This is a genomic window from Delftia sp. JD2, from assembly GCF_001682645.1.
GTDB classification, from domain to species: Bacteria; Pseudomonadota; Gammaproteobacteria; order Burkholderiales; family Burkholderiaceae_C; genus Comamonas; species Comamonas acidovorans.
Genome location: NZ_LFJT01000014.1, coordinates 78,876 through 103,561, shown reverse-complemented (window position 1 = coordinate 103,561; position 24,686 = coordinate 78,876). Strand labels below are relative to the sequence as shown.

Below are 24,686 nucleotides of genomic sequence, written 5' to 3'. Positions count from 1 at the left end.
GGCGCGAACTAATTTCCACTTATGGAAATATTAGCTGCGCGGGCCGAATTCTGGTTCTGGGGTTTTCATCTACCGCGTTGTAGGTAGGTCTCGGGAGGTGGAAGCAAGGGACGGGCATTGCACCCGCCCCCGCACCAGGCGCTCAGCGCCCCAGTGCCTGGTCCACACCCTTGTTGGCCAGGGCGTCTGCCCGCTCGTTGCCAGGGTCGCCTGCGTGGCCCTTGACCCAGCGCCAGTCGATGCGGTGGCCGCCGCCCTGGACCAGGGCGTCCAGCCGCTGCCACAGCTCGACGTTCTTGACCGGCTCCTTGGAGGCCGTCTTCCAGCCCTTGGCCTTCCAGCCATGGATCCATTCGGTGATGCCCTTGAGCACGTACTGGCTGTCGATGTAGAGCACCACATCGCAGGGCCGCCTGAGCGCGGACAGCGCCTCGATCACGGCCATCATCTCCATGCGGTTGTTGGTCGTGTTCAGCTCGCCGCCGAACAGCTCTTTCCTGGCGCTGCCGGACTCCAGCACTACGCCCCAGCCACCGGGACCCGGATTGCCCTTGCAGGCACCGTCCGTGTAGATAACAACTTGATTCAAAAAATTTCCTTGGGTTGAATGGCCCGGCCTTCAGGCCGGTTGGAATGCGGATCGCTGCCCTGCACCGCCTGCGCCGGCATGCGGTGGGCCACAGGCACGGAGGCGCCCGACACGGCTGCGCGGCCACGCCAGGCAGGCTCCAGCATGCGTGCGCCCGGCACGCGCTTGACGGCCACCACGCAGTACACGCCGCCCAGCATGGGCCAGCCCAGCCGCCCCACGCGGTCCATGAACTGCCAACGGCGCAGCCAGCGATCCGTCTGCACGGCAGGACGATAGCAGCCGAACTGCACGGCCTCGATCTCGAAGGCCAGCAATCGCAGCCAGTCGCGCAGCCGCCAGTAGCCCACGCCCCAGCCCACATCGGGCAGATACACGCCGCGCTCGGCACGGCGCTGCACGCCCAGCAGACTGGCGGGGTTGAGCCCGCACACGACGATACGGCCCTCAGGCATCAGCACCCTGGCCGCCTCGCGCAACACGGCATGCGGGTCCGGCGAGGTCTCCAGCGTATGGGGCATGACGACGAGGTCGAGGCTGGCCTCGGAAAACGGCAGCGCGGCCGGATCGGCCAGCAGCGCCACGGGCACCTCCAGCGGCGGCACTGCCTCGGCTGGCACCGCATCCTGCATGGAATCCAGTGCCAGCCAGCGATGCGGCATGCGATTGGCGCGCAGGCCCTGGAGCATGGGCATGCCCAACTGCAGGCTGTGATAGCCGAAAATATCGGCCACCGCCTCGTCGCAGCGCTGCTGCTCCCATTCCAGCAGGTAGTGGCCGAGGGCAGATTGCGTCCAGTGATGCGTCCCTATAATTTTGCTGCTCATGAACCTGTTGCCCATCCCCGCTTTTTCCGACAACTACATCTGGCTGCTGTACGACGCAGGGCAGGCCCTGGTCGTCGATCCCGGCGATGCAGCGCCCGTGCTGGCCAGCCTGCGCCAGCTGGACTTGCAGTTGCAGGGCATTTTAGTCACCCACCACCATGCCGATCATGTCGGCGGCGTGGCGCAGCTGCGCCAGGCCACGGGCGCCCAGGTCTGGGGCCCCGCCTACGAGCAGTTGCCCGAACCCGTGCAGCGTGTGCAGGGTGGCGATACCGTGCAGGCCCTGGGCGGCCCCTGGCAGGTCATTGACGTGCCCGGCCACACCAGCGGCCACATCGCCTTCTACAGCACGGCGGCGCAGGCGCAGCCCGTGCTGTTCTGCGGCGATACGCTGTTTTCAGGGGGGTGCGGGCGCCTGTTCGAAGGCACGCCGCAGCAGATGCAGCAATCGCTGGACGATCTGGCCGCGCTGCCGGACAACACCCTGGTCTGCTGCGCACATGAGTACACAATGTCCAACCTGCGCTTTGCGCAGGCCGTGGAACCAAAAAACCAGGCCCTGGCTCACTACCAGAGGCATTGTCAGGCGTTGCGCGAGGCCGGCCGGCCCACGCTGCCTTCCCTGATGGAGACCGAGCGCTCCATCAATCCCTTTCTTAGAACGCGCGAATCCGCAGTGGCCGCCGCCGCCGCAGGCTTCGACGCACAGGTGAGACAGCAGGACCCCGCCAGCGTGCTGGCCGGCCTGCGCCAATGGAAAAACGTCTTCTGATGAAACTGCTACACACCCTGCTGCTGGGCAGCCTGCTGGCTCTTGCGGGCTGCGCCACCACCAGCAGCCCGGACCTGGCCAGCACGGCCCCCGCCCCCAGCACCGCACCGCACTCCCCGATGTACCCCAACGGACCGCTGAGCCCGCTGGGCACAGGCAGCGCCGGCAACGGCGGCGTGGCCTCGCTGGAGACCACGGGCGATCTGTGGGTACGCATTCGCCAGGGCTTCGCCATGCCCGACCTGGACCAGGATCTGGTCAAGGACCGCGAGCAGTGGTATGCCAGCCGGCCCGACTACATACAGCGCATGACCGAGCGCTCCAGCAAGTACCTGTTCCACATCGTCGAGGAACTGGAGCGGCGCAACATGCCCACCGAGCTGGCGCTGCTGCCCTACATCGAGAGCGCCTTCAACCCGCAGGCCGTCTCCACCGCCAAGGCGGCCGGCATGTGGCAGTTCATGCCGGCCACCGGCACCTATTTCGACCTCAAGCAAAACGCCTTCCGCGACGACCGCCGCGACGTGCTGGCCTCCACGCGCGCCGCGCTGGACTACCTGCAAAAGCTCTACGACATGTTCGGCGACTGGCACCTGGCCCTGGCCGCCTACAACTGGGGCGAAGGCAGCGTGGGCCGCGCCATCAAGCGCAACGAGAAGCTGGGCCTGCCCACGGGCTACACCGACCTGCAGATGCCGGCCGAGACCCGCATGTACGTGCCCAAGCTGCAGGCCGTCAAGAACATCGTGGCCAACCCCGATGCATTCAACACCGAGCTGCCGCTGATCGAGAACCACCCCTACTTCCAGACCGTCACCATCACCCGTGACATCGACGTGGAACTCGTGGCCAAGCTGGCCGACGTGTCGACCGATGACTTCAAGGCGCTCAATCCCAGCTTCCGCAAGCCGGTGATCTTTGCGGCCGGCACGCCGGAAATCCTGCTGCCCTGGGACAACGCCAAGGTGTTCCGCCGCAACATGCAGGCCTTCGACGAAGGCCAGTACGCGAGCTGGACCGTGTGGACCGTGCCTTCCACCATCAGCGTGGCCGAGGCGGCCCAGCGCGTGGGCCTGGGCGAGTCCGACCTGCGCGCCCTCAACAACATCCCCCCGCGCATGCTGATCAAGGCCGGCTCCGCGCTCATGGTGCCGCGCGGCGCCAACGTGCGTGCCGACGTGGCCGGCCACGTGGCCGACAACGGCCAGATCAGCTTTGCCCCCGAGATCGTCACGCGCCGCACCACCATCAAGGCACGCAAGCGCGACACGCTGATCAGCGTGGCCAACCGCTACGGCGTCAGCGCATCCAATCTGGCGGACTGGAATGACCTGAAGTCCTCCGCCACCCTGCATGCCGGCCAATCGCTGGTGGCCTACCTGCCGGTGCGCGCCAGCAGCGGCGGCAATGCCCGGGCGGCCAAGTCCACCGGAACCGCGCGCAAGGTGGCCGTGCAGCCGCAAAGCCGCAACGCCAAGGTGTCGGTCACCACGGCGCCGCGTGGCGGCAAGCCATCCAAGGTGAAAAAGCGCTGAAGGCGCCAACACTGCACTCCTCCAAAGAGCCCGCTTTCGCGGGCTCTTTTGCGTGCGGCCCGGGGGCTCAGGTGTGGAAACGCTGGCGGGACTGCCGCACGAATTCGTTGGTGAACGAGCGCTCCAGGTCGATACCGCTGCGCGCCAGCGCAGGGTTGAGCCGGACCAGGGCGCGCAGGGCCGTGGCAGGCCCGTCATCGGGCATCAGGCCATCAGGCGAGATCGTGGTGCGCATGTGCTCGAAGGCCGACAGATAGGCGCGCCGCGAGCCCAGCAGATAGGGTGCAGGCACGGCCCTGAGCACATCCATGGGCGCGGCGGTCTGCAGCCACTTGAGCGATCGGACCATGGCATTGCTCAGCGCCTGGGCCTTGGCAGGGTTCTTGCGCAAAAAGGCCTGGGTCGCGTACAGCGTGCCCGAGGGCATGGAGCCGCCGTACAGCTGCGCGCTGCTGCGCAGATCACGCAGGTCTCTGACGATGCGCACGGCTCCCTTGTCCTCCAGCACGCTCATCAGCGGGTCCGCATGGCAAAGCGCATGCACGCGCCCGGTGCGCAGCGCCTCCATGGCGTCAGGCCCCGAGCCCACACCCACCAGTTGCACCAGATCGGCCTCCAGACCATCGCCCAGCAGCATCAGTTGCACGGCCCGGGCCGTGGATGCGCCCAGCGAGGACACGCCCACGCGCCGCCCGCGCAGGTCGGCCAGCGTCTGGTAGCGCGGCATCCAGCGCGAGGACACGCCCAGCGCAATCTGCGGCGCACGCCCCTGCACGACAAAGGCACGCAGCACACTGCCGCGCTGCTGCGCGACAAGCGTGTGTTCATAGGCACCCGCGCACACATCGGCGGCGCCCGATTCCAGCGCCTGCAGCGACTGAGACCCGCCCGGATAGTCATCGATGCGCACGGTCAGGCCCTCGGCCTCGAAGTACCCCAGTTGCTGGGCAATCACCAGTGGCAGGTAATACAGCAGGCCCTGACCGCCCACGGAAATCGTCACCAGCTCGGCCGAACCGAGGGAAGGAAACGACCAAAGGGAACCCAGCCCCATGAGGCTCAACAAGGTTCGGCGATCAAGCACGTGGGAAGACATGGTGGTTATTTTGCTGCAGTGCAACACGATCATGCCCAGAGCCCGCATGCACAGCATCGGTGCTTGCCCGTATGTGAAACACCGTAGGCTTCAGGGCCAGCACGGCGCGCGGTGAACACGCGCCCGGCCCTCACCCAGGTCTCACCCAGGCCTCAGCGGTAGCCTGCGAAAAACAGCAGCAGATTCACCACCAGCGCCAGCGCCCAGGCCAGACTGCGCAGCGTGGCGCGGTCCGTCACATAGAGGGCGATGTAGGCAATACGCAACACAACAAAGGCCACGGCCAGGCCATCGACACGCGCGGACGGTGCACCCAATTGCCAGGCAACCAGCAAGGCGCCAATGAAGAAAGGCAGGCACTCGAAGCTATTGGCCTGCGCCGCGTTGGCCCGTGCCTGGTAGCCCGTCTGCTGCGCCAGCCAGGCCCGGGGTTCGTGGTTGTCGAAACCGCGCTGCCCCGGCCGGTGCTTCATGCCGGGCGCCTTGGCGATGTAGGCGCAGGCCAGCGGCAGCAGGGCCGCCACCAGCAGGCACCAATGCGCTATGGAGAAGCCGCCAGGCGGCAGGATGACAGAGGTCGGCATACAGGCTCCTGATGAAAAGACAAGAAACGCCAGCCGCCTCGGCCACTACCGGCGGTCCACCAGCGCATGGGCGATCGTACCCAGGTCCACGTACTCAAGTTCGCTGCCTATGGGCACGCCGCGCGCCAGCCGCGTCACATGGATGCCGCGCGCCTTCAGGGCCTCGCTGATCGCATGGGCCGTGGCCTCGCCTTCCGCCGTGAAGCTGGTGGCCAGGATCACCTCCTGCACCTTGCCGTCCCCGGCACGCTCCAGCAGGGATGACAGGTTCAGATCGCGCGGACCTATGCCGTCGAGTGGCGACAGCCGCCCCATCAGCACGTAGTAATAGCCCTGGTAGGCACCCGTGCGCTCCATGGCCGCCATATCGGCGGGCGCCTCCACCACGCACAGCCGGGCCGCGTCACGCCCTTCATCCTGGCAGATGGAGCAGATGCGGCCTTCGGTGAAGGTATGGCAGCGCTCGCAGTGGGTGACCGACTCCACGGCCGTGGTCAGGGCACGGGCCAGCTGCCGCGCGCCGTCCTGGTCGCGCTGCAGCAGGTGGAAGGCCATGCGCTGCGCCGACTTGATGCCCACACCCGGGAGCCTGCGCAAGGCCTCGATCAGGCCATCGAGCGATTGCACGTCCGACATGGCAGCTTCCTTTCAATGGAGAAGGTTCTCAGAAAAAAAGCGATCTGCAGGGGCAGATCGCTCGATGGCCACTCCACACGAGTGGGCAGCTGGAGAAGCCGGCATGGCCTCTCCAGGCTGTTCGGCACAACCGCTGGGGCCTGCCTCAGAACGGGAACTTCATGCCGCCCGGCAGGCCGGGCATGCCGGCCGTGAGCTTGCCCATCTTCTCGTTGGAAGTCTCTTCGGCCTTGCGCACGGCGGCGTTGAAGGCGGCAGCCACCAGGTCTTCCAGCATGTCCTTGTCTTCGGCCAGCAGGCTGGGGTCGATGGTGATGCGCTTGACGTCGTGCTTGCAGGTCATGACCACCTTCACGAGGCCCGCGCCCGATTCACCTTCCACCTCGATGTTGCCCAGTTCATCCTGGGCCTTCTTGAGGTTGTCCTGCATGGCCTGGGCTTGCTTCATCAGGCCGGCCAGTTGTCCTTTGTTGAACATGTGAGTTCCTTCTTCTGTAGGGTAAAAACGAAACGCTCTAGAGCGTGTCAGGGCTGAATGGATACGGGCTTGATACTGCCGGGCACGATTTTCGCGCCATGGCTGCGGATCAGGGTCTGCACCAGAGAATGATTCATCACGATGTCTTCTGCAATGCGCTGGCGCTCATGGCTGGCCACCGCATTGCGCCGCGCGGGGCTGTCCACCACGGCGCCCTGCTCCACATGCAGTTGCCGCGCCAGGCCAGCGGCCTCCAGCGCCGCACGCAGGCGCTCGCGCGTGGCGGGCTGGGCCAGCGAGCTGCTTTCCACGCGCAGCGTCCATGCATCGCCATCGCGCGCCACCAGTTGCGACTGCAGCGCCAGTTGCCGTGCCAGCGCCGTGACGGCCTCGGCCTGCACCAGTTGCTGGACGGCAGCGTGCCAAACATCGCCATCGGGCGTGCGCTCCACGGTCGGCGCGGGTGGCGCACCGGGGGACTGGCGGCCACGTTCGGGAGCGAAGTCCTGCGCATCGATCTGAGTGTCGATCTGCGGTTCGGCCTGCCGTGCCACGGCAGCGGCAGGCGGCTCCAGGGCCAGATCTCCGTCATCGCTCCAGCGGCCTTCGTCGGCCCAGCCTTCATCGGGCATCCCGGCCCAGGCACCCTCGTCGGGCGCATCGGTATCCTGCGCCTGCGGCGCCTCATCGGCAGAAGAGTCTTCGTCTTCCTGCACATCGTCCACGGGCTCATCCAGGGGCTCCTGGGCGACACCGGCGGCCGGCTTCACCTCTGGAGCAGCGGAAGGCCTGGCCTCCTGGACAGGCGCAAGCACGGGTTCCGGCCTGGCAACTGCGGCCACGGCCACGGGCGCCTGAACAGGCGCTGGAGCCGCAACGGCTTGCACCACGGGAGTGACCACGGCGGGCGCAGCGGTCACGGGAGATGCGACAGGCGCGACAGGAGCAGGAGGCGCGACCGGGACGGGCATGGCCGCCTTGGCTAGGACAACAGGAGCCTCGGGCACAGCGGGAGCCTCAGGCACAGCGGGCTGTGCGGGCCGCGCCTGCGCCACGGGCGCGGGAGATTCAGGCTTCGCCGTGGAGGGGGTCAGCGCTGGAGTTTTTTTTTCAGCCGCGCCCGGGGCGGGCTCTGCAGATTGCGGCTTGAACGCCAGCAGCCGCAGCAGCGCCATGGTCAGCGCCGCGTACTCGTCGGGTGCCAGGCCCAGTTCGGCCCGGCCATGCAGGCAGATGCTGTAGAGCAGCTGGGTTTCGTCGCGCGGCATCAGCACCGCAAGGCGGGCGATCTCTGCGGCTTCTGGATCGCTGGCGTCAGCGGCCATCTGCGGCACGGCCTGTGCCACGGCCATGCGCTGCAGCACGGCGCACATTTCCTCCAGCGTGGAGGCGGCGGACAGGCCATTGCGGCGCAGCGCGTCGGAGGTTTCCACCACCACCTGGCCGTCGGCCTGGGCGAGTGCCTCGATCAGGCGGAACACATGGCTGCGGTCCACGCTGCCCAGCATCTGGCGCACCGTGGCCTCCTGCAGCTGTCCGCTGCCAAAGGCAATCGCCTGGTCGGTCAGCGACAGCGCATCGCGCATGGAGCCACGCGCGGCGCGCGACAGCAGGCGCAGGGCCTGGGGCTCGGAGGCCACGCCTTCCTGCCCCAGCACCTGGCCCAAATGCTCCAGCACGGTCTCGGGCGCCATGGGCCGCAGGTTGAACTGCAGGCAGCGGCTGAGCACGGTCACGGGCACCTTCTGCGGATCGGTGGTGGCCAGCACGAACTTCAGGTATTCGGGCGGCTCCTCCAGCGTCTTGAGCATGGCGTTGAAGGCCGTGTTCGTGAGCATGTGCACTTCGTCGATCATGAAGACCTTGAAGCGTCCCTGCACCGGCTTGTAGACAGCCTGCTCCAGCAGGCTCTGCACCTCGTCCACGCCACGGTTGGAGGCAGCGTCCAGCTCCGTGTAGTCGGGAAAGCGCCCGCTGTCGATTTCGGTACAGGCCGCACAGACGCCGCAGGGCGTTGCCGTGATGCCGCCCTGGCCATCGGCGCCCTGGCAGTTGAGCGACTTGGCCAGAATGCGCGAGACCGTGGTCTTGCCCACGCCGCGCGTGCCGGTGAACAGATAGGCATGGTGCAGGCGCTGCTGCGTCAGGGCATTGGTGAGCGCCTGAACGACATGCTCCTGCCCCACCATTTCAGAGAAATTGCGGGGGCGGTATTTGCGGGCCAGCACAAGATAAGACATCCCGCGATTCTACGGGGCTGGGCGCCCTTGCCCGAGGCCACCCGGGTTTGGCCGGCCATGTCGTCCGGGCGGCCCGGTGTTTGCCCCTATAATCGAGAGTGACGGGCCTCCTCGCATGGGGAAGCGGCCAACCGGGTCAGGTGGGGAACCAAGCAGCCCTAACCGTGAAACCAGTGCCGAGGGCAAGGCTCGTCACCTTCATTGAACAGCAGGCCCTGCGGGCGCCTGCCCCGTCCAGGCCCGCTGCGGCACCCTCTTCTCCTTAACGCTCTGCGCCATCCGCCTTGAGATAGCGCGCAACGCCTTGCGCCGCCTGCAGGCCGCTGGCCATGCACGCCGTCAGCAGGTAGCCGCCCGTGGGAGCCTCCCAGTCCAGCATCTCGCCGGCGCAGAAAACGCCAGAAGCGGCTGCGCACATGCCGTTGGCGTCCAGAGCTTCCAGCCGCACGCCACCTGCCGTGCTGATGGCCTCGTCAATGGGTCGGGCCGCCACCACGGTGATGGGCAGGGCCTTGATGGCATGGGCCAGCCGCACAGGGTCGGCCACACCTTCCTTGCCCAGCACCTCATGCAGCACGGCGGCCTTGATGCCGTCCAGGCCCAGGCGCCCCTTCAGATGGCTGGCCAGACTGCGCGAGCCGCGTGGATGGCGCACTTCCACCAGCACGCGCTCGGGCGTCAACTGGGGTAGCAGGTCGAGATGGACGGTGGCCTGCCCATCGCGCGCAATGGCTTCGCGCAACGCCGCAGAGACGGCATAGATCAGGCTGCCTTCCACGCCCGCGGTCGTGGCAACGAATTCGCCCTTGCGCGAGAAAACGTGGCCCTTGCCATCATCAAAGGACAGCGCCACCGACTTGAAGGGCTGGCCCGCAAAGCGCTCGGTGAAATAAGGACTCCAGCCGCGCGCAGGCTGGGGGCTGGCACCCAGCAGCTCGGCCATGAACTCCCGGCGATCGATCTGTCCGCCCGAAGCCGCGCCATCCAGACCCACATCGAACCCGCAGTTGGAAGGCTTCAACGCAGCGACTTCAACACCGCGCTGCTCCAGCAAGGGCAGCCAGGCGCCATCCGAGCCCAGGCGCGCCCAGCTGCCACCGCCCAATGCCAGCACCACGGCCCTTGCCCGCACCTGCAGCCGCCCTTCGGGTGTATCAAAGCCCAGCGCATCGCCGTCCTGCCAGCCCACCCAGCGGTGGCGCGTGTGCAGCACCACGCCCTGGGTCTGCAGACGCACCAGCCAGGCACGCAGCAAGGGCGCAGCCTTCATGTCCTTGGGGAATACGCGGCCCGAACTGCCCACAAAGGTTTCCACGCCCAGTTCACCAGCCCAGGCACGCAGTTGATCCGGCGACAGCAGCTCCAGCCAGCGCGACACCTCGGCACTGCGCTCGCCGTAGCGGGAGACAAAGGCGGGCAGGTTTTCGGAATGGGTCAGGTTGAGCCCGCCCTTGCCTGCCATGAGGAACTTGCGCCCAGCGGAGGACTTGGCCTCGAACACATGGACATCCAGCCCCTTGCCGGCCAGCCCTTCGGCCGCCATCAGGCCCGCAGGCCCCGCACCGATCACCGCCACATCGCAGTCCATCGTGCGCGCTGCCGCACCGGGTTCAAAAGCATCCATCACATCAGTTTCCATTCCATGCTCGCATTCAACTTGGCGCTGCCGGCCGGCACATATGCCTGCAGCGCGGGCGCGCAGAATACCCTGCCGCAGGCCGGTCTGCGCGCAGGCGCCACTAATTCCCGGAGTCCCGGCAACCCTGTCGCCACCCCATAAACAGCTATGACAGTCATAGCATTGAGCTACCGCCCATACGGTGCAGCAGGTGATAGGTTTCTGTCACAATCTTTTTGCGGTGCGGATTTTCCTGCGCCTTCCTCATTGCGAAAAATCAAGGACTCCACCCATGGCCAGCGAACTGATCAAACACATCTCCGACGCAAGCTTTGAAGCCGACGTCTTGCAGCCTGGCACCACGGTGCTGGTCGATTACTGGGCCGAATGGTGCGGCCCCTGCAAGATGATCGCCCCCATCCTCGACGAAGCAGCGCAGACCTACAAGGAAAAGCTGTCCATCGCCAAGATGAATGTGGACGAGAACCGCGAGATCCCTGCCAAGTTCGGCATCCGCGGCATTCCCACGCTGATGCTGTTCAAGGATGGCCAGCTGGCCGCCACCAAGGTGGGCGCCCTCAACAAGGCACAGCTGTCCGCTTTCCTGGAACAGCACCTGGCCTGATTCCCCCGACGGCCCCGCACACGGGGCCGTCACAGATGCGGGCCGGCGTTGGCCGCAGCACCGCATCGCACTGGCGCATAAACGAGGCGCCAGCGCAAATTTCCCTGTGACCTTCGGATTTTTTCCTGTCATAATGCCCTTCATCACCGGCCTTATGCATTGAAGGCCGCGCTGAGACCCTCAGGCAAGCCAGCCCACTTCCACAGTGTTTCGCTTGGCTCAACGCCTTCCCCTGGTTTCTTTCCACTCCGTTCTGGAGTCACTCCATGCACCTTAATGAACTCAAGGCACTGCACGTGTCTGAAGTCCTGAAGCAGGCCGAAGCGCTTGAGATCGAAAACGTCGGTCGCATGCGCAAGCAAGAGTTGATGTTCGCCATCATCAAAAAGCGAGCCAAGGCAGGCGAACAAGTGTTCGCCGACGGCGTGCTGGAAATCCTGCCGGACGGTTTCGGCTTTCTGCGCAGCCCCGACACCAGCTATACGGCCAGCACCGACGACATCTACATCTCTCCCAGCCAGGTCCGCCGCTTCAACCTGCACACCGGCGACATGATCGAAGGTGAAGTGCGCACGCCCAAGGATGGCGAGCGCTACTTCGCACTGACCAAGCTCGACTCCGTCAACGGCGGCTCGCCCGAGCAGAACAAGCACAAGGTGCTGTTCGAGAATCTGACCCCCCTGTTCCCCACCCAGCAGCTGCGCCTGGAGCGCGAGATCAAGGGTGAGGAGAACATCACCGGCCGCATCATCGACATCATCGCCCCCATCGGCCGCGGCCAGCGCGCGCTGATCGTCGCACCGCCCAAGAGCGGCAAGACCATGATGATGCAGAGCATCGCCCATTCCATCACGGCCAATCATCCCGACGTGCACCTGATGGTGCTGCTGGTCGATGAGCGCCCCGAAGAAGTGACCGAGATGCAGCGCTCGGTCAAGGGCGAAATCATCGCCTCCACCTTCGACGAGCCCGCCACGCGCCACGTGCACGTGGCCGAGATGGTGATCGAACGCGCCAAGCGCCTGGTCGAGCTCAAGAAGGACGTGGTCATCCTGCTGGACTCCATCACCCGCCTGGCCCGCGCCTACAACAACGTCGTGCCCTCGTCGGGCAAGGTGCTGTCGGGCGGCGTGGACTCCAACGCCCTGCAGCGTCCCAAGCGCTTCTTCGGCGCGGCACGCAATGTGGAAGAAGGCGGCTCGCTGACCATCATCGCCACGGCCCTGGTCGATACCGGCAGCCGCATGGACGAAGTGATCTTCGAAGAGTTCAAGGGCACGGGCAACAGCGAACTGGCCCTGAACCGCCGCCTCTACGAAAAGCGCGTGTTCCCCGCCATCGAACTCAACAAGAGCGGCACACGCCGCGAAGAACTGCTGCTGGCTCCCGAGATCCTGCAAAAGACCCGCATCCTGCGCCAGTTCATGTACAACATGGACGAGATCGAGGCCATGGAGCTGATGATCAAGAACATGCGGGCCACGAAGACCAACGTGGACTTCTTCGACATGATGCGCCGCGGCGGCTGATCGCACAGATCCAACCCACGGCACCCACAGACGCCTCGCTCACGCGGGGCGTTTTGCATTCCAGCCGCCCGTCTCACCACGCTGCGACAGACGTGCCCAGCGCACAGGCCGCGCGCTCCCAATGCATGGGCGCACCCGCCACCTCCACCGGCGCCCGCAGACGCCGCGCCGCGCCCCAGGAGGTCGCCTCGATCGCCGCGCTGAAATCCTCGGCACCGTTCACCGGCGCCAGCGGGCAGGCATCCGGGTCGCCCACGCCGTGCCCTGCCAGAAGATGGGCCGTGCGCGCCAACGAGGCGCGCACCGTGCTGCCGCCCTGCCCCTGCATGCGCCGCACCAGCGCCATCACCACGGCGGCAGCCATCAGATAGCCGGTGGCGTGGTCCAGCGCCTGCAGCGGCAGCGGCGTGGGTCGGTCACGGCCCAGCCGGTGCATGCCTGCATCGGCAATGCCGGCGCTCATCTGCACCAGGCTGTCGAAGCCGCGCCGCTGCTGCCAGGGCCCGCTCCATCCATAGGCGTTGAGCGACACATCGATGAGCGAGGGATTCAGCCGACGGCGCCACGCGGCCCCGAATCCCAGCCCCTCCAGCGCACCGTCCCGGTAACCATGGGCCAGCACGTCGGCACCGGCCAGCAGTTGCTCGAACACGGCACGATCCTGGGGCGCCCGCAGGTCCAGCCGGGCGCAGCGCTTGCCCAGCGTGACTTCAGGCACCGTACCCGGCTCCTCCCAACCGGGCGGATCGATGCGCAGCACCTCGGCACCATGGCCCGCCAGCCAGCGCGTGGCGGCGGGACCGGCCAGGATGCGCGTCAGATCCAGCACGCGCAGCCCCTGCAGCGGCCGCTGCGCCGATGGCTGCCACGCACCAGCACTGAAACTGAAGGGCTGGCCCTGCTGAGAATGCACCTGCCACGCCAGCAAAGGCTCCTGCTGCACGGCCTGCCCCTGCGGATGCGCAGCCCAGACAGCCAGCCCGCGCATGGCGGCGGCACAGCCACCCTGCGCGACAACGGCCGACTCCAACTCATGCGCCGCCCAGCGCCTGACCGCCGTCGCTACAGCCTCCCGATCGGCCGGCGTGTCGAGCACGGCCAGCGCCGCTGCGCGGTGGTGGGGCGCATTGGTATGCAGGCGGATCCAGCCATCGGCCGTGCGGTAGTCACCGGCCACGGCGTCCCACAGCGCGGGCATCTCCCAGCCCAGTGGATGCAGGCTGCTGCCGAACCACAGGGACGCGAGCCTGCGGTCCACCACCACCTGCGGCGCGGCAGCGCCGCATTGGGCCACCAGCTCGGAGATGGCAAGGCCTGCCACACCCAGGCTGGCCGCCGCCAGATCAGAGACCGGAAACACCGAGGCCAAGGCGCCTTGCCCGCGCATCTCCAGGCGGTGCAGCGCGCCGTGGGCACCTTCCAGTGCCGCCCAGATCTGGGCGGCGCAGTGATCAAAAGCGGAAGAGGATGGAAGACTGGACATGGAGCACTCCTGGCAACGGAAACAAGGGTTGGAACTCGCACCATAGATTTCCAGAAAATATTGTCAATATTGATTAAATAAATCAACATATCATCACACCCATGCCCGACTACCTGAACTCGACCGAAGCCACCGCACTGCTGGGCGTGAGCCGCGCCACGCTGTATGCCTATGTCAGCCGGGGTCTGCTGCACGCCCATGCGGCAGACACGCCGCGCGAAAGCCGTTACCTGCGCGAAGAGGTCGAGCAGCTCGCGCGCCAGCGCGGCCAGGGCCGCAAACCCCGCGAAGTCGCCCAGGCCGCGCTCAACTGGGGCCTGCCGGTGCTGGAGTCATCGATCACGCTGATAGAACAGGGCCGCCTCTACTACCGTGGCGAGGACGCCGTGGACTGGGCACGCTCGCACACGCTGGAAGAGACCGCCGCCCTGCTCTGGCAATACCCGGCCGATGCCGCCTTCGCCGCACACGCCGTGGAGGCCGCCCCAGTGTTGCCCGACCTGCAGCAGCGCATGGCCGGCCAGCCTTGCGAAAACACATTGCTGGCCCTGTTCACCGTCGCCAGCGATGATGCGGCCACCGCCGCATGGCAGCAATCGCCAGAACGGCTGGCGGCAGGCTGCGGAGCGCTCCTGCGCCTGCTGGCGGCCTGCCTGCTGGGCACGGCGCCGGACAAGACCCCCATCCACCTGCAATGCGCCCAGGCCTGGGGTCTGGACGCACAAGGCGCCGACCTGGTGCGCATGGCCCTGGTGCTGTGCGCCGACCATGAACTCAACGCCTCCGGCTTCACGGCGCGCTGCGTGGCATCCACGGGCGCCAGCCTGCGGGCGGCCGTGGTGGGAGGCCTTGCCGCCCTGACGGGCGGGCGCCACGGCGGCACGACCGCGCGCGTCGAGGCGCTCTGGGACGAGCTGGGCGAGGCGCAGGCCCCGGCACGCCTGCGCCAGCGCCTGGCGCGCGGCGAGACCCTGCCCGGCTTCGGCCACCACCTCTACCCCGAAGGCGATGTGCGCGCCGCCCTGTTGCTGGAAATGCTGCCCAGGCAGGGACCGGCGGCGGCCCTGGCGGCCGAAGTGATGGCACTCACCGGCCTGGCCCCTTCGGTCGATTTCGCATTGGTGGCCCTGCGGCGGCACCTGCAGTTGCCAGCGGGCAGCGCCTTCGGGCTGTTCGCGCTGGGCCGCTGCGCAGGCTGGCTGGCACAGGCGCTGGAGCAGCGCGCCACACGGCAGATCATTCGGCCACGCGCGGCGTACACAGGGCTCAGGCCCGCCGGCTTGGCACGCAATTGAGCACTATGCGATAATGCAGGGCTTTTTCTTGCGGAAAGTACGCTTGATTTGAACCGCTACAAAGGTTGCAGCGGGTCAGGCACGGCTACCGCACTTGCATCAGAAGGAAAGATCATGAAAGAAGGCATCCACCCCAACTACCGCGAAGTTCTGTTCGTGGACCTGTCCAACGGCTTCAAGTTCGTGACCCGCTCCTGCGTGAACACGAAGGAAACCGACACCTTCGAAGGCAAGGACTACCCCCTGTTCAAGCTGGACACCTCGTCCGAGTCGCACCCGTTCTACACCGGCACGCAAAAGTCGGTGGACAACATGGGCGGCCGTGTGGAGCGCTTCCGCAACCGTTTCGGCAAGAAGTAAATCCTGCTTCTCCGGCCAGAAGGGCAGCACGGGCAACCGCGCTGCCCTTTTGTTTTTCGCAGTCCGGCCAATCCATGGCGGCCCGGCATGCCCCATTCTTTTCGAGGCCTTTGCTTCGCGTATTCTTGCGCCCTCCGTTGCAGAAAGTCCTGTGAGTGAACCAGCCCACCCCTGCCATCGTTGCCCAAAGCGCCGTGCGCCGCCTGCCCCGCTGGTCGCTGCTGCTGCTGTGCCTGGCCTATGTCGTGCCCGGATATGTGGGGCGCAGCCCCTGGCGCATGGCCGACATGGAGGCCTTCGGCTACATGCGGGAGCTGGCCCTGGGCCATACCTCGTGGCTGGCACCGCGCATGGCGGGCCTGCTGCCCGAATCCGAGGGCCTGCTGTCGTACTGGCTTGGCGCACTGGCCATGCAGGGAGCGCCTTCCTGGCTGCATCTGGAGATGGCGGCACGCCTGCCCTTCATCGCCATGCTGGTGCTCACGCTGACGGCCACCTGGTGGGGCGTGTACTACCTGGCGCGCACGCCGGGCGCGCGCCCCGTGGCCTTTGCCTTTGGCGGCGAGGCACAGCCCACCGACTATGCGCGCGCCATGGCCGATGGCGGCCTGCTGGCCCTGGTGGCCTGCCTGGGCCTGGCCCAGCTTTCCCATGAAACCACCAGCTACATGACCCAGCTCGGCTGCGCGGCCCTGCTGTTCTTTGCCGCCGCAGCCATGCCCTACCACGGCCGCACCGCCATGCTGGCGCTGCTGCTGGGCCTGCCGGGCCTGGCGTTGAGCGGCGCGCCGACCGTGGCCACGCTGTTCGGCCTGGGCGGTGCGACCATGGCGTTTTTCTCGCGCACCTGGGGTGACGAGCCCTCGCCCGCGCCGCGCGAGGCGCGCATCTGGACCGCGCTGTGGCTGGGCGTCACGCTGCTGGCGGCTGCACTGTCCTTGTGGCTGGACCAATGGGCCTGGCGCCTTGTGGACAGCGGCACCGCCAAGGAATGGCAAAGCCTGGTCAGGCTGCTGCTGTGGTTCAGCTGGCCGGCCTGGCCGCTGGCCATGTGGACCCTGTGGGTCTGGCGCCGCCAGATCGCCGCGCCTCGCCGCTATCCCCATCTGGCGCTGCCGCTGTGGTTTGCCGTCATTCCGGTGATCGCTTCGCTGAGCACGCTGCCTGCGGACCGCGCCCTGCTGCTGGGCCTGCCCGCCATCGCCACGCTGGCAGCCTTTGCCCTGCCGACGCTGCGCCGCAGCATCAGCGCCTTGATCGACTGGTTCACCCTGCTGTTCTTCAGTGCCGCCGCCATTGCCATCTGGGTGATCTGGCTCTCGCTGCAGACGGGCGTTCCCGCCAAGCCGGCTGCCAATGTGGCCAGGCTGGCTCCGCAGTTCACGCCGGAATTCTCGGTGTTCTCCTTCGCCGTGGCGGTTGCCGCCACCTTGGCCTGGTGCGTGCTCGTCGCCTGGCGCACATCGCGCAACCGCGCCGCCATCTGGAAGAGCCTGGTGCTGCCGGCCAGCGGCGCCACGCTGGGCTGGCTGCTGCTGATGACGCTGTGGCTGCCGCTGCTGGACCACGCGCGCAGCTTCGAGCCGCAGATGCGCCAGGTGCTGGCCGAACTGCCCAAGGACGGCAGCTGCGTGCAAACCTATGGCCTGCCCCGCGCCCACATTGCGGCGCTGCGCTACTACGGCGACATCGACACCCAACGCCTGAGCATGGCCGGCGCCGCACGCTGCGACTGGATGGTGGCCGAGGAAGAAACCTGGCTGGATCCGCACAGCGCGCGCCTGCAGGGCACCTGGGAAACCGTGGCCCGCGTGGTGCGCCCCACCGATCGCAAGGACTTCCTGCTGGTCTTGAAGCGCAGGCCCGAGCCGAGCCGCGCCCAGGCCAGGCCATGAGCCAGCCCGCGCGCGCACCACTGGGCACCGAACGGCGCACCATCGCCCAGCACGCGCTGACCGTGCTGGCCGGGCAGCTGGCGGTGATGGCCTTCGGCGTGACCGACACCATCGTGGCGGGCCGCTACGCCGAAGAAGCGCTGGCAGCGCTGTCCGTGGGCTCGGCCATCTTCGTGAGTGTCTATGTCTCGCTGATGGGCATCTTCCAGGCCCTGCTGCCGCTGTGGGCCGAGCATCGCGGCGCCGGACAGCCCGAGGCCATAGGCCGCACGCTGCGTCAGGCCATGTACATGCTGCTGGCCGCCTGCGCCCTGGGCATGGGCGTGCTGCTGTTTCCCGATGCGCTGCTGCGCTGGGCCGATGTGCCGCCACCGCTGCAGGTGGAGGTGCGGGCCTATCTTTCGGTGCTGGCCTGGAGCCTTCCGGCCGCGCTGCTGTTTCGCATCTACAGCACACTGAACCAGGCGCTGGGCCATCCCCTGCTGGTGACCTGGCTGCAGCTGCTGTCGCTGCTGCTGAAAATCCCCCTGTCGATCTGGCTGGCCTTTGGCGGCGCCGGCCTGCCTGCGCTGGGCGCCGAGGGCTGTGCCTGGGCCACGCTGGTGGTGAACTACGCCATGGTCGCCCTCGCATTCGTGCTGATGCGCAGCCAGAGCCTGTATGCGCCCCTGGCGCTGTGGCAGCGCATGGAGCCCCCGAACTGGCCGCAACTGGCGCAGTTCGCTCGACTGGGCGTTCCTGCAGGGCTGGCAATTTTGGTGGAGGTGACCTCGTTCACGCTGATGGCCTTGTTCGTGGCGCGCCAGGGCACGCTGTCATCGGCCAGCCACCAGATTGCTGCCAATCTTGCGGCGCTGTGCTACATGGTGCCCCTGTCGCTGGCGATTGCCACCAGCGCGCGGATCAGCTACTGGCGCGGCGCGGGGGACGAGGCCATGGCGCGCCGCCTTGTCACCATGGGCTGGCGGCTTGCGGCAACGGGTGGACTGGTGCTGGCCTCGGCACTGTTCCTGTCCCGCGAGGGCCTGGCCCGCATCTACAGCAGCAACCCCGAGGTGGTGGCCACTACCGCCAGCCTGCTGGCCTGGGTGGCTGCCTACCATGTGGCCGACGCCGTGCAGACCTTCTGCCTCTTCGTGCTGCGCTGCTACCGCATCACCGTGGCGCCGCTGGCCATCTACTGCCTGCTGCTGTGGGGCGGCGGACTGGCCGGCGGATACTGGCTGGCCTACGGCACGGACAGCGCCCTGCCCGCCTGGCTGCACCATGGCACGCCCGCCCCGTTCTGGGCCAGCAGTGCCTGTGCGCTGCTGGTGACGGCCCTGGTGTTCAGCGCCATCGTGCGCAAAGCCACAAGCCGCTGAACGGCAACGGCCGTTCACACGGGGACACGCCTATGCGGCGCGGCTTTCGCGGGCCTCGCCGACTTCGCGTGCGCCTGGGGCCGCGATGCGGACACGGCTGGCCGGAAAGGTCACGGAAAACTCCGACCCCTGGCCCGGCGCGCTGGTGATGCCCAGCTTAGCGCCATGGCGCTGCAGCACATGCTTGACGATGGCCAGGCCCAGGCCCGTGCCGCCGGTGTCGCGCGAACGGCTGCGGTCCACACGGTAAAAGCGTTCTGTCAGACGCGCCAGGTGCTTGGGTTCGATGCCTGGCCCGGAGTCCTGCACGGCAAAGCGTGCCGATCCATCAGGCAGGCTCTCCCAGGTCACCTCGATGCGCCCGCCTGCCGGCGTGTAGCGCATGGCGTTGGCCAGCAGGTTGGAGAAAGCGCTTTGCAGCTCGGCGCTGGCGCCGGCCACCTCACCGGCCTGCGCCAGCATCTCGGCCGACGGAAAGCTCAGCGCATGCGGCAGGGATTGCTTGCGCGTGAGCATGGAAGACAGGCCGCGCGCCTCGTTCTCGCAGCGCTGCATCAGCTGGGCCACGGGCACCCATTCGTTGCTGCTGGGCAAGGGGCTGCCCTCCAGGCGCGACAGCGCCAGCAGGTCTTCCACCAGATGCTGCATGCGCTCGGCCTGCTGGGCCATCAGTCCCAGGTAGCGGTTGCGCTCCTCGGGCTCCAGCGGCAGGTTCTGCAGCGTCTCCACAAAGCCCACGAGCACGGTCAGCGGCGTGCGGATTTCATGCGAGACATTGGCCACGAAGTCTCGGCGCATGGCCTCGGCCTGCTCCACCGCGGTGACATCGCGCGCCAGCAGCAGCTTGCGCCCTTCGCCATAGCCATACAGCTGCACCGACAGCTTGACGGGCCGCGAGGCCGTGCTTTCGCGGCCCTGCATGACCAGGTCGCGTGAGAAATCCTGGGTGGCGAAATAGGCGCTGAACTCGGGGTCGCGCACCAGGTTGCCAATGCTTTGCAGCAGGTCGCGTTCGGCATCGAAGCCGAACTGCCGCGCCGCGATCTGGTTGCACCATTCGATGCGCCCATCGGCGTCCAGCAGGACCACGCCATTGGGGCTGGCCTGCAGGGCGGAAAGAATGTCGTTGAGGCGCTGATCGCCCTGCTGCACCTGCTGCACGCTCTGGCGCAGCCACCGGCGCATGCGCACGCTGGCTTCCCCCCAGATGCCGCTGAGCTCGGGCGCCTCCCGCAGCTCCGACTGGCGCAGCCAGGACAGCAGGCGCATGGCGTTCCAGCTGTCCACCAGCCACCAGATCCAGCCCGCGCACAGCGCCCCCGTCAGTGCCGCCACGGCCTGGGCGGCCATGCCGGGGCTGGAGGCGGACATGACGCCCCAGAGCCACCAGCCCAGCAATGCGCCCGCGATCTGGGACGCCAACAAGCGAAAACCTCGCCAACCCATACTTGCGCCTTCTTTGCGTTGTATTCGCTGCCCGGGGCAGCGGCGCCCTGGCATGACCCGTGAAGGCCATGCGTGGATTCATGCGGAAAAAAGGCCTCAGGCCAGCGCCTGCGCGCTGAGCCGGTAGCCGGCGCCGCGTACCGTTTCAATCAATGCCCCGGCCATGCCCAGCGCCTCGCGCAGCCGCTTGACGTGCACGTCCACCGTGCGCTCCTCGATGAAGACGTGATCGCCCCAGACCTTGTCCAGCAACTGGGCACGGCTGTGCACGCGCTCGGGGTGCTTCATCAGGTAGTGCAGCAGCTTGAACTCGGTGGGGCCCACCTTGATCATGTCGCCCTGCCAGCTCACGCGGTGCGCGGCGGCATCGAGCACCAGCTCGCCGATATTGACCTTGTCCTGAATCTGCTCGGGCGCACGGCGCCGCAGCACGGCACGGATGCGCGCGAGCAGCTCCTGGGTCGAGAAGGGCTTGGTGATGTAGTCATCGGCGCCCGCATCGAGCCCCGCCACCTTGTCGGGTTCATCGCCGCGCGCCGTGAGCATCAGAATGGGCACGGCCTTGGTGCGGCTGTCCGCGCGCCATTTGCGCGCCAGGGACAGGCCGCTGGCGCCGGGCAGCATCCAGTCAAGCAGGATCACGTCGGGCAGCACGGCATCCAGCTCGCGCTGAGCCGTCACGCCATCCTCGGCCCAGACCGGCTGGAAGCCGTTGTGCCGCAGGTTGACAGCGATCAGCTCCGCGATGGCGGGCTCGTCCTCGACGATGAGGACCATGGGCATCTTCTTCATCCGTTGTTCGCCTCCGGCACTTACAGCACTGCCGACTCAATGGCATCCATGGTCTGGTGACGGACATCCTTGCCCTCCACCAGATAGATGATCAGCTCGGCCACATTCTTGGAATGGTCGCCGATGCGCTCGATGGCCTTGGCCAGGAACAGCAGGTCCAGGCTGGCCGAGATGGTGCGCGGGTCTTCCATCATGTAGGTGATGAGCTTGCGCACGAAGCCGTCGAACTCCTGGTCGATCAGATCATCTTCCTTGAGGATGGCCACGGCAGCCTTGGTGTCCAGGCGCGCAAAGGCATCCAGCGTCTTGCGCAGCAGGCCCGAGGCCATCTCGGCCGCCGTGCGCAGGTCGCCCGTGGGCAGGGAGCGCGCAGCACCGCTTTCGATGATGGACTTGACCATCCGCGCCATCTTGTGCGCTTCGTCACCCATGCGCTCCAGATTGGCCGTCGCCTTGGAGAAGGCGATCAGCAGGCGCAGGTCGCGCGCCGTGGGCTGGCGCCGGGCGATGATGGACGAGAGCTCGTGGTCGATCTCCACTTCCATGGCGTTGACGCGCTTTTCCGCGGCATCGACCTGCTCCACGGCCTCGATGCTGAAGCGCGACAGCGCATAGACCGCCTGGCGGATCTGGGACTCGACCAGGCCGCCGAGCTCCATGACGCGCGCAGAGACGCGGTTGAGTTCGCTGTCGAACTGGCTGGAAAGGTGTTTTTCGTTCATCGATTGCTCCTGCTCAGCCGAAGCGGCCTGTGATGTAGTCTTCCGTTTCCTTGCGCTGGGGCTTGAAGAACATCTGCTCGGTGTCTCCGAATTCCACCAGATCGCCCAGGTACATGTAGGCCGTGTAGTCGCTGCAGCGCGCTGCCTGCTGCATGTTGTGCGTCACGATGACGACGGTGTAGTCGTTCTTCAGCTCGGCAATCAGCTCCTCGATCTTGGCCGTGGAGATCGGGTCCAGGGCCGAGCAGGGCTCGTCGAGCAGCAGCACTTCGGGCTTGATGGCAATGCCGCGCGCGATGCACAGGCGCTGCTGCTGGCCGCCGGACAGTCCCGAGCCGCTTTGCTGCAGCTTGTCCTTGACCTCGCCCCACAGGGCCGCCTTGCGCAGTGCCCATTCCACACGGTCGTCCATATCGGAGGAGCTGAGGTTTTCAAACAGCTTCACGCCGAAGGCGATGTTGTCGTAGATGGACATGGGAAACGGCGTGGGCTTCTGGAAGACCATGCCCACCTTGGCGCGGATCAGCGCCACGTCCTGCTTGCTGGTCAGCAGGTTCTCGCCGTCCAGCATGATCTGGCCTTCGGCGCGCTGCTCGGGGTACAGCTCGAACATGCGGTTGAAGGTGCGCAGCAGCGTGGACTTGCCGCAGCCCGACGGGCCGATGAAGGCCGTGACCTTCTTTTCGGGGATGTCCAGGTTGATGCCCTTGAGGGCGTGGAACTTGCCGTAGTAGAAGTTCAGGTCGCGAACCGTCAGCTTGGAGGAGTTCAGCGCGGTGGAAGAGGTCGCAGTCATTGCGTGATCCTTGTCCTTGTTGATTGCTTATTGCTGCATTACTTCTGGCGGGTCAGGAACCGCGCCAGGATATTGAGACCGAGCACCGCCACGGTGATCAGGAACACGCCGGCCCAGGCCAGTTGCTGCCAATTCTCGTAAGGGCTCATCGCGAACTTGAAGATCGTCACCGGCAGGCTGGCCATGGGCTTGGACAGGTCGGCATTCCAGAACTGGTTGTTCAGCGCCGTGAACAGCAGCGGAGCGGTTTCCCCGGCAATGCGGGCCACGGCCAGCAGCACGCCGGTGATCACGCCGGCACGCGCTGCACGCAGCGTCACCATAATGATGACCTTCCACTTGGGCGTGCCCAGTGCATAGGCCGCTTCGCGCAGGCTGGCAGGCACCAGCACCAGCATGTTCTCGGTGGTGCGGATGACCACGGGAATCACGATCAGCGCCAGCGCCACCACGCCCGCGTAGCCGGAAAAGCTCTTGAAGCGCGCCACGACCACGGTGTAGACGAACAGGCCGATCACGATGGAAGGCGCCGACAGCAGGATGTCGTTGACGAAGCGCGTGGTATTGGCCAGCCAGCCGCGCGCATCGTATTCGGCCAGGTAGACACCGGCCATCACGCCGATGGGCGTGCCGACGAAGGTGGCCAGCGCCACCATGATCAGCGAGCCGAAGATGGCGTTGGCAATGCCGCCCGCCTCATTGGGCGGAGGCGTCATTTCGCTGAACAGCGCCAGGCTCAGGCCGCCGATACCCAGCGTGATGGTTTCCCACAGGATCCAGACCAGCCAGAACACGCCGAAGGCCATGGCAGCCAGCGACAGGGTCAGCGCCACCTGGTTCACGCGCTTGCGCTTGGCGTACTTGGCCTGGCGCACACGCGTCAGTTCGGCGGCATTGATCATCTTGGTGGAGGTGCTGCTCACGAGCGGGCTCCTTCATTCTTCTGCAGACGGTTGAGCAGCACCTTGGAGCAGGCCAGCACCACGAACGTGATGAAGAACAGCACCAGGCCCAGATAGATCAGCGAAGCCTGGTGCAGGCCTTCGCCCGCTTCGGCAAACTCGTTGGCCAGCGCCGAGGTGATGCTGTTGGCAGCCTCGAAGACAGACAGCGAGTTGAGCTGGTTCATGTTGCCGATCACGAAGGTGACGGCCATGGTCTCGCCCAGCGCACGGCCCAGACCCAGCATCACGCCACCGAGCACGCCGGTCTTGGTGTAGGGCAGCACGACCTTCCAGACCACTTCCCAGGTCGTGGAGCCCAGGCCGTAGGCCGACTCCTTGAGCAGGGCCGGCGTGACTTCGAACACATCGCGCATCACCGAGGCGATGAAGGGGATGATCATGATGGCCAGGATGATGCCGGCCGACAGGATGCCGATGCCCACGGGCGGGCCGGACACGAAGGCTTCCAGATAAGGAACGCCCTGAAACAGCTTTTGCAGCGGCTGCTGCACATAGGTGGAGAGCACGGGACCGAAGACCATCAGGCCCCACATGCCGTAGACGATGGAGGGCACGGCGGCCAGCAGCTCGACGGCGGTGCCCAGCGGGCGCTTGAGCCAGGCGGGCGACAGCTCGGTGAGGAACAGGGCGATGCCAAAGCTCACGGGCACCGCAATCAGCAACGCGATGGCCGAAGTGGCCAGCGTGCCGTAAATCATGACCAGGCCGCCATATTCGTTGCGAACGGGGTCCCAGACGCTGCGGCCCAGAAAGCTCAGGCCGTATTCATAGATGGCGGGCCAGGCGCCGACCAGCAGCGAAGCCAGGATGGCCAGCAGCAGGCCCAGCGTCAGCAGCGCGGCCAGACGCGCGAGAGCGCCAAACAAGCGATCCGCCACGCGCCCCGACAGCATCGGGGGGCGTAGCGGAGAAGGTGTGCGTCGCTGGGAAGCCTGTGCGGAGGCTGCCAGCGAGTTCGAGGGCGACGTTGTGGACACGTGAGGCGCCTTTATTCGCGGTTTGTGGGGAGATCAGGGGGGCCATGATGCACCTGCCGGCG

At 66.7% G+C, this 24,686-nt stretch carries 23 protein-coding genes and 1 other RNA gene; 9 read left to right on the top strand and 15 right to left on the bottom strand.

The features are described 5' to 3' along the window. Window positions 1-142: 142 nt before the first annotated feature. Both rnhA and ACM14_RS10270 read right to left on the bottom strand, forming a co-directional pair. Window positions 143-589 (bottom strand): ribonuclease HI, encoded by a 447-nt coding sequence (gene rnhA / locus ACM14_RS10275; RefSeq protein WP_012206694.1) that lies wholly within the window; start codon window positions 587-589, stop codon window positions 143-145. Then, the gene (locus tag ACM14_RS10270; RefSeq protein ID WP_013801481.1) at window positions 586-1,416 is read right to left on the bottom strand and encodes a class I SAM-dependent methyltransferase; all 831 of its coding nucleotides are present in this window, start codon (window positions 1,414-1,416) and stop codon (window positions 586-588) included. Before ACM14_RS10270 ends, rnhA begins: the two co-directional genes overlap by 4 nt. Between ACM14_RS10270 and gloB the strand changes: the two genes are divergently transcribed. Together gloB and ACM14_RS10260 are read left to right on the top strand one after the other, a co-directional pair. Continuing rightward, a complete protein-coding gene (gene gloB, locus ACM14_RS10265) occupies window positions 1,415-2,188 on the top strand; it encodes a hydroxyacylglutathione hydrolase (protein WP_065346091.1) in 774 nt (257 codons plus the stop codon). The genes ACM14_RS10270 and gloB overlap by 2 nt on opposite strands. Beyond that, a complete protein-coding gene (locus ACM14_RS10260) occupies window positions 2,188-3,723 on the top strand; it encodes a transglycosylase SLT domain-containing protein (protein ID WP_065346090.1) in 1,536 nt (511 codons plus the stop codon). Before gloB ends, ACM14_RS10260 begins: the two co-directional genes overlap by 1 nt. 67 nt (window positions 3,724-3,790) lie before the next feature. Here ACM14_RS10260 and ACM14_RS10255 read toward each other — a convergent pair whose 3' ends face one another. The 5 genes from ACM14_RS10255 to dnaX all read right to left on the bottom strand — a co-directional run bounded on the left by ACM14_RS10255 (window position 3,791) and on the right by dnaX (window position 8,757). Further along, window positions 3,791-4,819 (bottom strand): ABC transporter substrate-binding protein, encoded by a 1,029-nt coding sequence (locus ACM14_RS10255; protein ID WP_225970996.1) that lies wholly within the window; start codon window positions 4,817-4,819, stop codon window positions 3,791-3,793. Window positions 4,820-4,971: 152 nt separating this feature from the next. Continuing rightward, window positions 4,972-5,403: an MAPEG family protein gene (locus tag ACM14_RS10250; protein ID WP_065346089.1), complete on the bottom strand. Its 432-nt coding sequence runs from the start codon at window positions 5,401-5,403 to the stop codon at window positions 4,972-4,974. A gap of 45 nt (window positions 5,404-5,448) precedes the next feature. Beyond that, window positions 5,449-6,039, bottom strand: coding sequence for a recombination mediator RecR (gene recR, locus ACM14_RS10245; RefSeq protein WP_012206700.1), 591 nt, complete (start codon window positions 6,037-6,039; stop codon window positions 5,449-5,451). Between the two features lie 145 nt (window positions 6,040-6,184). Beyond that, window positions 6,185-6,517, bottom strand: a complete 333-nt coding sequence (locus ACM14_RS10240; RefSeq protein WP_012206701.1) for a YbaB/EbfC family nucleoid-associated protein — start codon at window positions 6,515-6,517, stop codon at window positions 6,185-6,187. A 47-nt stretch (window positions 6,518-6,564) separates the two neighbouring features. Next, window positions 6,565-8,757 carry a DNA polymerase III subunit gamma/tau gene (gene dnaX, locus ACM14_RS10235; RefSeq protein ID WP_065346088.1) on the bottom strand — a complete coding sequence of 731 codons (2,193 nt, stop codon included), beginning with the start codon at window positions 8,755-8,757 and terminating at the stop codon, window positions 6,565-6,567. Window positions 8,758-8,857: 100 nt separating this feature from the next. On the opposite strand from dnaX, the gene ffs reads away from it, so the two are divergent. Then, window positions 8,858-8,954: signal recognition particle sRNA small type (ffs, locus tag ACM14_RS10230), an RNA gene on the top strand. 65 nt (window positions 8,955-9,019) lie between these two features. Here ffs and ACM14_RS10225 read toward each other — a convergent pair. Continuing rightward, window positions 9,020-10,396 carry a TIGR03862 family flavoprotein gene (locus tag ACM14_RS10225; protein WP_065346087.1) on the bottom strand — a complete coding sequence of 459 codons (1,377 nt, stop codon included), beginning with the start codon at window positions 10,394-10,396 and terminating at the stop codon, window positions 9,020-9,022. Between the two features lie 271 nt (window positions 10,397-10,667). Between ACM14_RS10225 and trxA the strand changes: the two genes are divergently transcribed. Together trxA and rho are read left to right on the top strand one after the other, a co-directional pair. Continuing rightward, complete coding sequence (gene trxA, locus ACM14_RS10220; RefSeq protein WP_012206704.1) at window positions 10,668-11,000, top strand: thioredoxin TrxA; 333 nt, start codon at window positions 10,668-10,670, stop codon at window positions 10,998-11,000. Window positions 11,001-11,266: 266 nt separating this feature from the next. Continuing rightward, window positions 11,267-12,529 (top strand): transcription termination factor Rho, encoded by a 1,263-nt coding sequence (gene rho / locus ACM14_RS10215; RefSeq protein ID WP_012206705.1) that lies wholly within the window; start codon window positions 11,267-11,269, stop codon window positions 12,527-12,529. A gap of 73 nt (window positions 12,530-12,602) precedes the next feature. Here the strand turns inward: rho and ACM14_RS10210 are convergent, their stop codons facing one another. Continuing rightward, window positions 12,603-14,012 carry a CoA transferase gene (locus ACM14_RS10210; protein WP_065346086.1) on the bottom strand — a complete coding sequence of 470 codons (1,410 nt, stop codon included), beginning with the start codon at window positions 14,010-14,012 and terminating at the stop codon, window positions 12,603-12,605. A 101-nt stretch (window positions 14,013-14,113) separates the two neighbouring features. On the opposite strand from ACM14_RS10210, the gene ACM14_RS10205 reads away from it, so the two are divergent. From ACM14_RS10205 to ACM14_RS10190, 4 genes are all read left to right on the top strand, one after another. Next, window positions 14,114-15,307 carry a citrate synthase family protein gene (locus tag ACM14_RS10205; protein WP_065346085.1) on the top strand — a complete coding sequence of 398 codons (1,194 nt, stop codon included), beginning with the start codon at window positions 14,114-14,116 and terminating at the stop codon, window positions 15,305-15,307. Window positions 15,308-15,421: 114 nt separating this feature from the next. Further along, on the top strand, window positions 15,422-15,667 hold the full coding sequence (locus ACM14_RS10200; protein WP_013801474.1) for a type B 50S ribosomal protein L31: 246 nt from the start codon (window positions 15,422-15,424) through the stop codon (window positions 15,665-15,667). Window positions 15,668-15,822: 155 nt separating this feature from the next. Further along, complete coding sequence (locus ACM14_RS10195) at window positions 15,823-17,562, top strand: hypothetical protein (RefSeq protein ID WP_065346084.1); 1,740 nt, start codon at window positions 15,823-15,825, stop codon at window positions 17,560-17,562. Continuing rightward, complete coding sequence (locus ACM14_RS10190; RefSeq protein WP_065346083.1) at window positions 17,559-18,926, top strand: MATE family efflux transporter; 1,368 nt, start codon at window positions 17,559-17,561, stop codon at window positions 18,924-18,926. The genes ACM14_RS10195 and ACM14_RS10190 overlap by 4 nt, the downstream gene beginning before the upstream one ends. A gap of 30 nt (window positions 18,927-18,956) precedes the next feature. On the opposite strand, the gene phoR is transcribed toward ACM14_RS10190, so the two are convergent. From phoR to pstC, 6 genes are all read right to left on the bottom strand, one after another. Next, the gene (gene phoR / locus ACM14_RS10185) at window positions 18,957-20,351 is read right to left on the bottom strand and encodes a phosphate regulon sensor histidine kinase PhoR (protein ID WP_063325285.1); all 1,395 of its coding nucleotides are present in this window, start codon (window positions 20,349-20,351) and stop codon (window positions 18,957-18,959) included. 117 nt (window positions 20,352-20,468) lie between these two features. After that, window positions 20,469-21,164, bottom strand: coding sequence for a phosphate regulon transcriptional regulator PhoB (gene phoB, locus ACM14_RS10180; protein WP_012206712.1), 696 nt, complete (start codon window positions 21,162-21,164; stop codon window positions 20,469-20,471). Window positions 21,165-21,184: 20 nt separating this feature from the next. Then, window positions 21,185-21,886 carry a phosphate signaling complex protein PhoU gene (gene phoU / locus ACM14_RS10175; protein WP_012206713.1) on the bottom strand — a complete coding sequence of 234 codons (702 nt, stop codon included), beginning with the start codon at window positions 21,884-21,886 and terminating at the stop codon, window positions 21,185-21,187. A 13-nt stretch (window positions 21,887-21,899) separates the two neighbouring features. Further along, window positions 21,900-22,682 carry a phosphate ABC transporter ATP-binding protein PstB gene (pstB, locus tag ACM14_RS10170; RefSeq protein WP_012206714.1) on the bottom strand — a complete coding sequence of 261 codons (783 nt, stop codon included), beginning with the start codon at window positions 22,680-22,682 and terminating at the stop codon, window positions 21,900-21,902. Window positions 22,683-22,720: 38 nt separating this feature from the next. Beyond that, a complete protein-coding gene (gene pstA / locus ACM14_RS10165; RefSeq protein ID WP_034398840.1) occupies window positions 22,721-23,584 on the bottom strand; it encodes a phosphate ABC transporter permease PstA in 864 nt (287 codons plus the stop codon). Between the two features lie 17 nt (window positions 23,585-23,601). Continuing rightward, complete coding sequence (gene pstC, locus ACM14_RS10160; RefSeq protein ID WP_012206716.1) at window positions 23,602-24,540, bottom strand: phosphate ABC transporter permease subunit PstC; 939 nt, start codon at window positions 24,538-24,540, stop codon at window positions 23,602-23,604. Window positions 24,541-24,686 lie beyond the last annotated feature (146 nt).

What these genes read in the sequence shown, in the direction of transcription:
- pstA (WP_034398840.1), bottom strand. Translation starts at nt 23,584, where the DNA reads ATGATCAATGCCGCCGAACTGACGCGTGTGCGCCAGGCCAAGTACGCC.
- ACM14_RS10225 (WP_065346087.1), bottom strand. Translation starts at nt 10,396, where the DNA reads ATGGAAACTGATGTGATGGATGCTTTTGAACCCGGTGCGGCAGCGCGC.
- trxA (WP_012206704.1), top strand. Translation starts at nt 10,668, where the DNA reads ATGGCCAGCGAACTGATCAAACACATCTCCGACGCAAGCTTTGAAGCC.
- ACM14_RS10210 (WP_065346086.1), bottom strand. Translation starts at nt 14,012, where the DNA reads ATGTCCAGTCTTCCATCCTCTTCCGCTTTTGATCACTGCGCCGCCCAG.
- pstB (WP_012206714.1), bottom strand. Translation starts at nt 22,682, where the DNA reads ATGACTGCGACCTCTTCCACCGCGCTGAACTCCTCCAAGCTGACGGTT.
- ACM14_RS10190 (WP_065346083.1), top strand. Translation starts at nt 17,559, where the DNA reads ATGAGCCAGCCCGCGCGCGCACCACTGGGCACCGAACGGCGCACCATC.
- ACM14_RS10240 (WP_012206701.1), bottom strand. Translation starts at nt 6,517, where the DNA reads ATGTTCAACAAAGGACAACTGGCCGGCCTGATGAAGCAAGCCCAGGCC.
- ACM14_RS10255 (WP_225970996.1), bottom strand. Translation starts at nt 4,819, where the DNA reads ATGTCTTCCCACGTGCTTGATCGCCGAACCTTGTTGAGCCTCATGGGG.
- ACM14_RS10260 (WP_065346090.1), top strand. Translation starts at nt 2,188, where the DNA reads ATGAAACTGCTACACACCCTGCTGCTGGGCAGCCTGCTGGCTCTTGCG.
- phoU (WP_012206713.1), bottom strand. Translation starts at nt 21,886, where the DNA reads ATGAACGAAAAACACCTTTCCAGCCAGTTCGACAGCGAACTCAACCGC.
- ACM14_RS10205 (WP_065346085.1), top strand. Translation starts at nt 14,114, where the DNA reads ATGCCCGACTACCTGAACTCGACCGAAGCCACCGCACTGCTGGGCGTG.
- ACM14_RS10270 (WP_013801481.1), bottom strand. Translation starts at nt 1,416, where the DNA reads ATGAGCAGCAAAATTATAGGGACGCATCACTGGACGCAATCTGCCCTC.
- recR (WP_012206700.1), bottom strand. Translation starts at nt 6,039, where the DNA reads ATGTCGGACGTGCAATCGCTCGATGGCCTGATCGAGGCCTTGCGCAGG.
- gloB (WP_065346091.1), top strand. Translation starts at nt 1,415, where the DNA reads ATGAACCTGTTGCCCATCCCCGCTTTTTCCGACAACTACATCTGGCTG.
- dnaX (WP_065346088.1), bottom strand. Translation starts at nt 8,757, where the DNA reads ATGTCTTATCTTGTGCTGGCCCGCAAATACCGCCCCCGCAATTTCTCT.
- pstC (WP_012206716.1), bottom strand. Translation starts at nt 24,540, where the DNA reads ATGCTGTCGGGGCGCGTGGCGGATCGCTTGTTTGGCGCTCTCGCGCGT.
- ACM14_RS10250 (WP_065346089.1), bottom strand. Translation starts at nt 5,403, where the DNA reads ATGCCGACCTCTGTCATCCTGCCGCCTGGCGGCTTCTCCATAGCGCAT.
- rho (WP_012206705.1), top strand. Translation starts at nt 11,267, where the DNA reads ATGCACCTTAATGAACTCAAGGCACTGCACGTGTCTGAAGTCCTGAAG.
- ACM14_RS10200 (WP_013801474.1), top strand. Translation starts at nt 15,422, where the DNA reads ATGAAAGAAGGCATCCACCCCAACTACCGCGAAGTTCTGTTCGTGGAC.
- phoB (WP_012206712.1), bottom strand. Translation starts at nt 21,164, where the DNA reads ATGAAGAAGATGCCCATGGTCCTCATCGTCGAGGACGAGCCCGCCATC.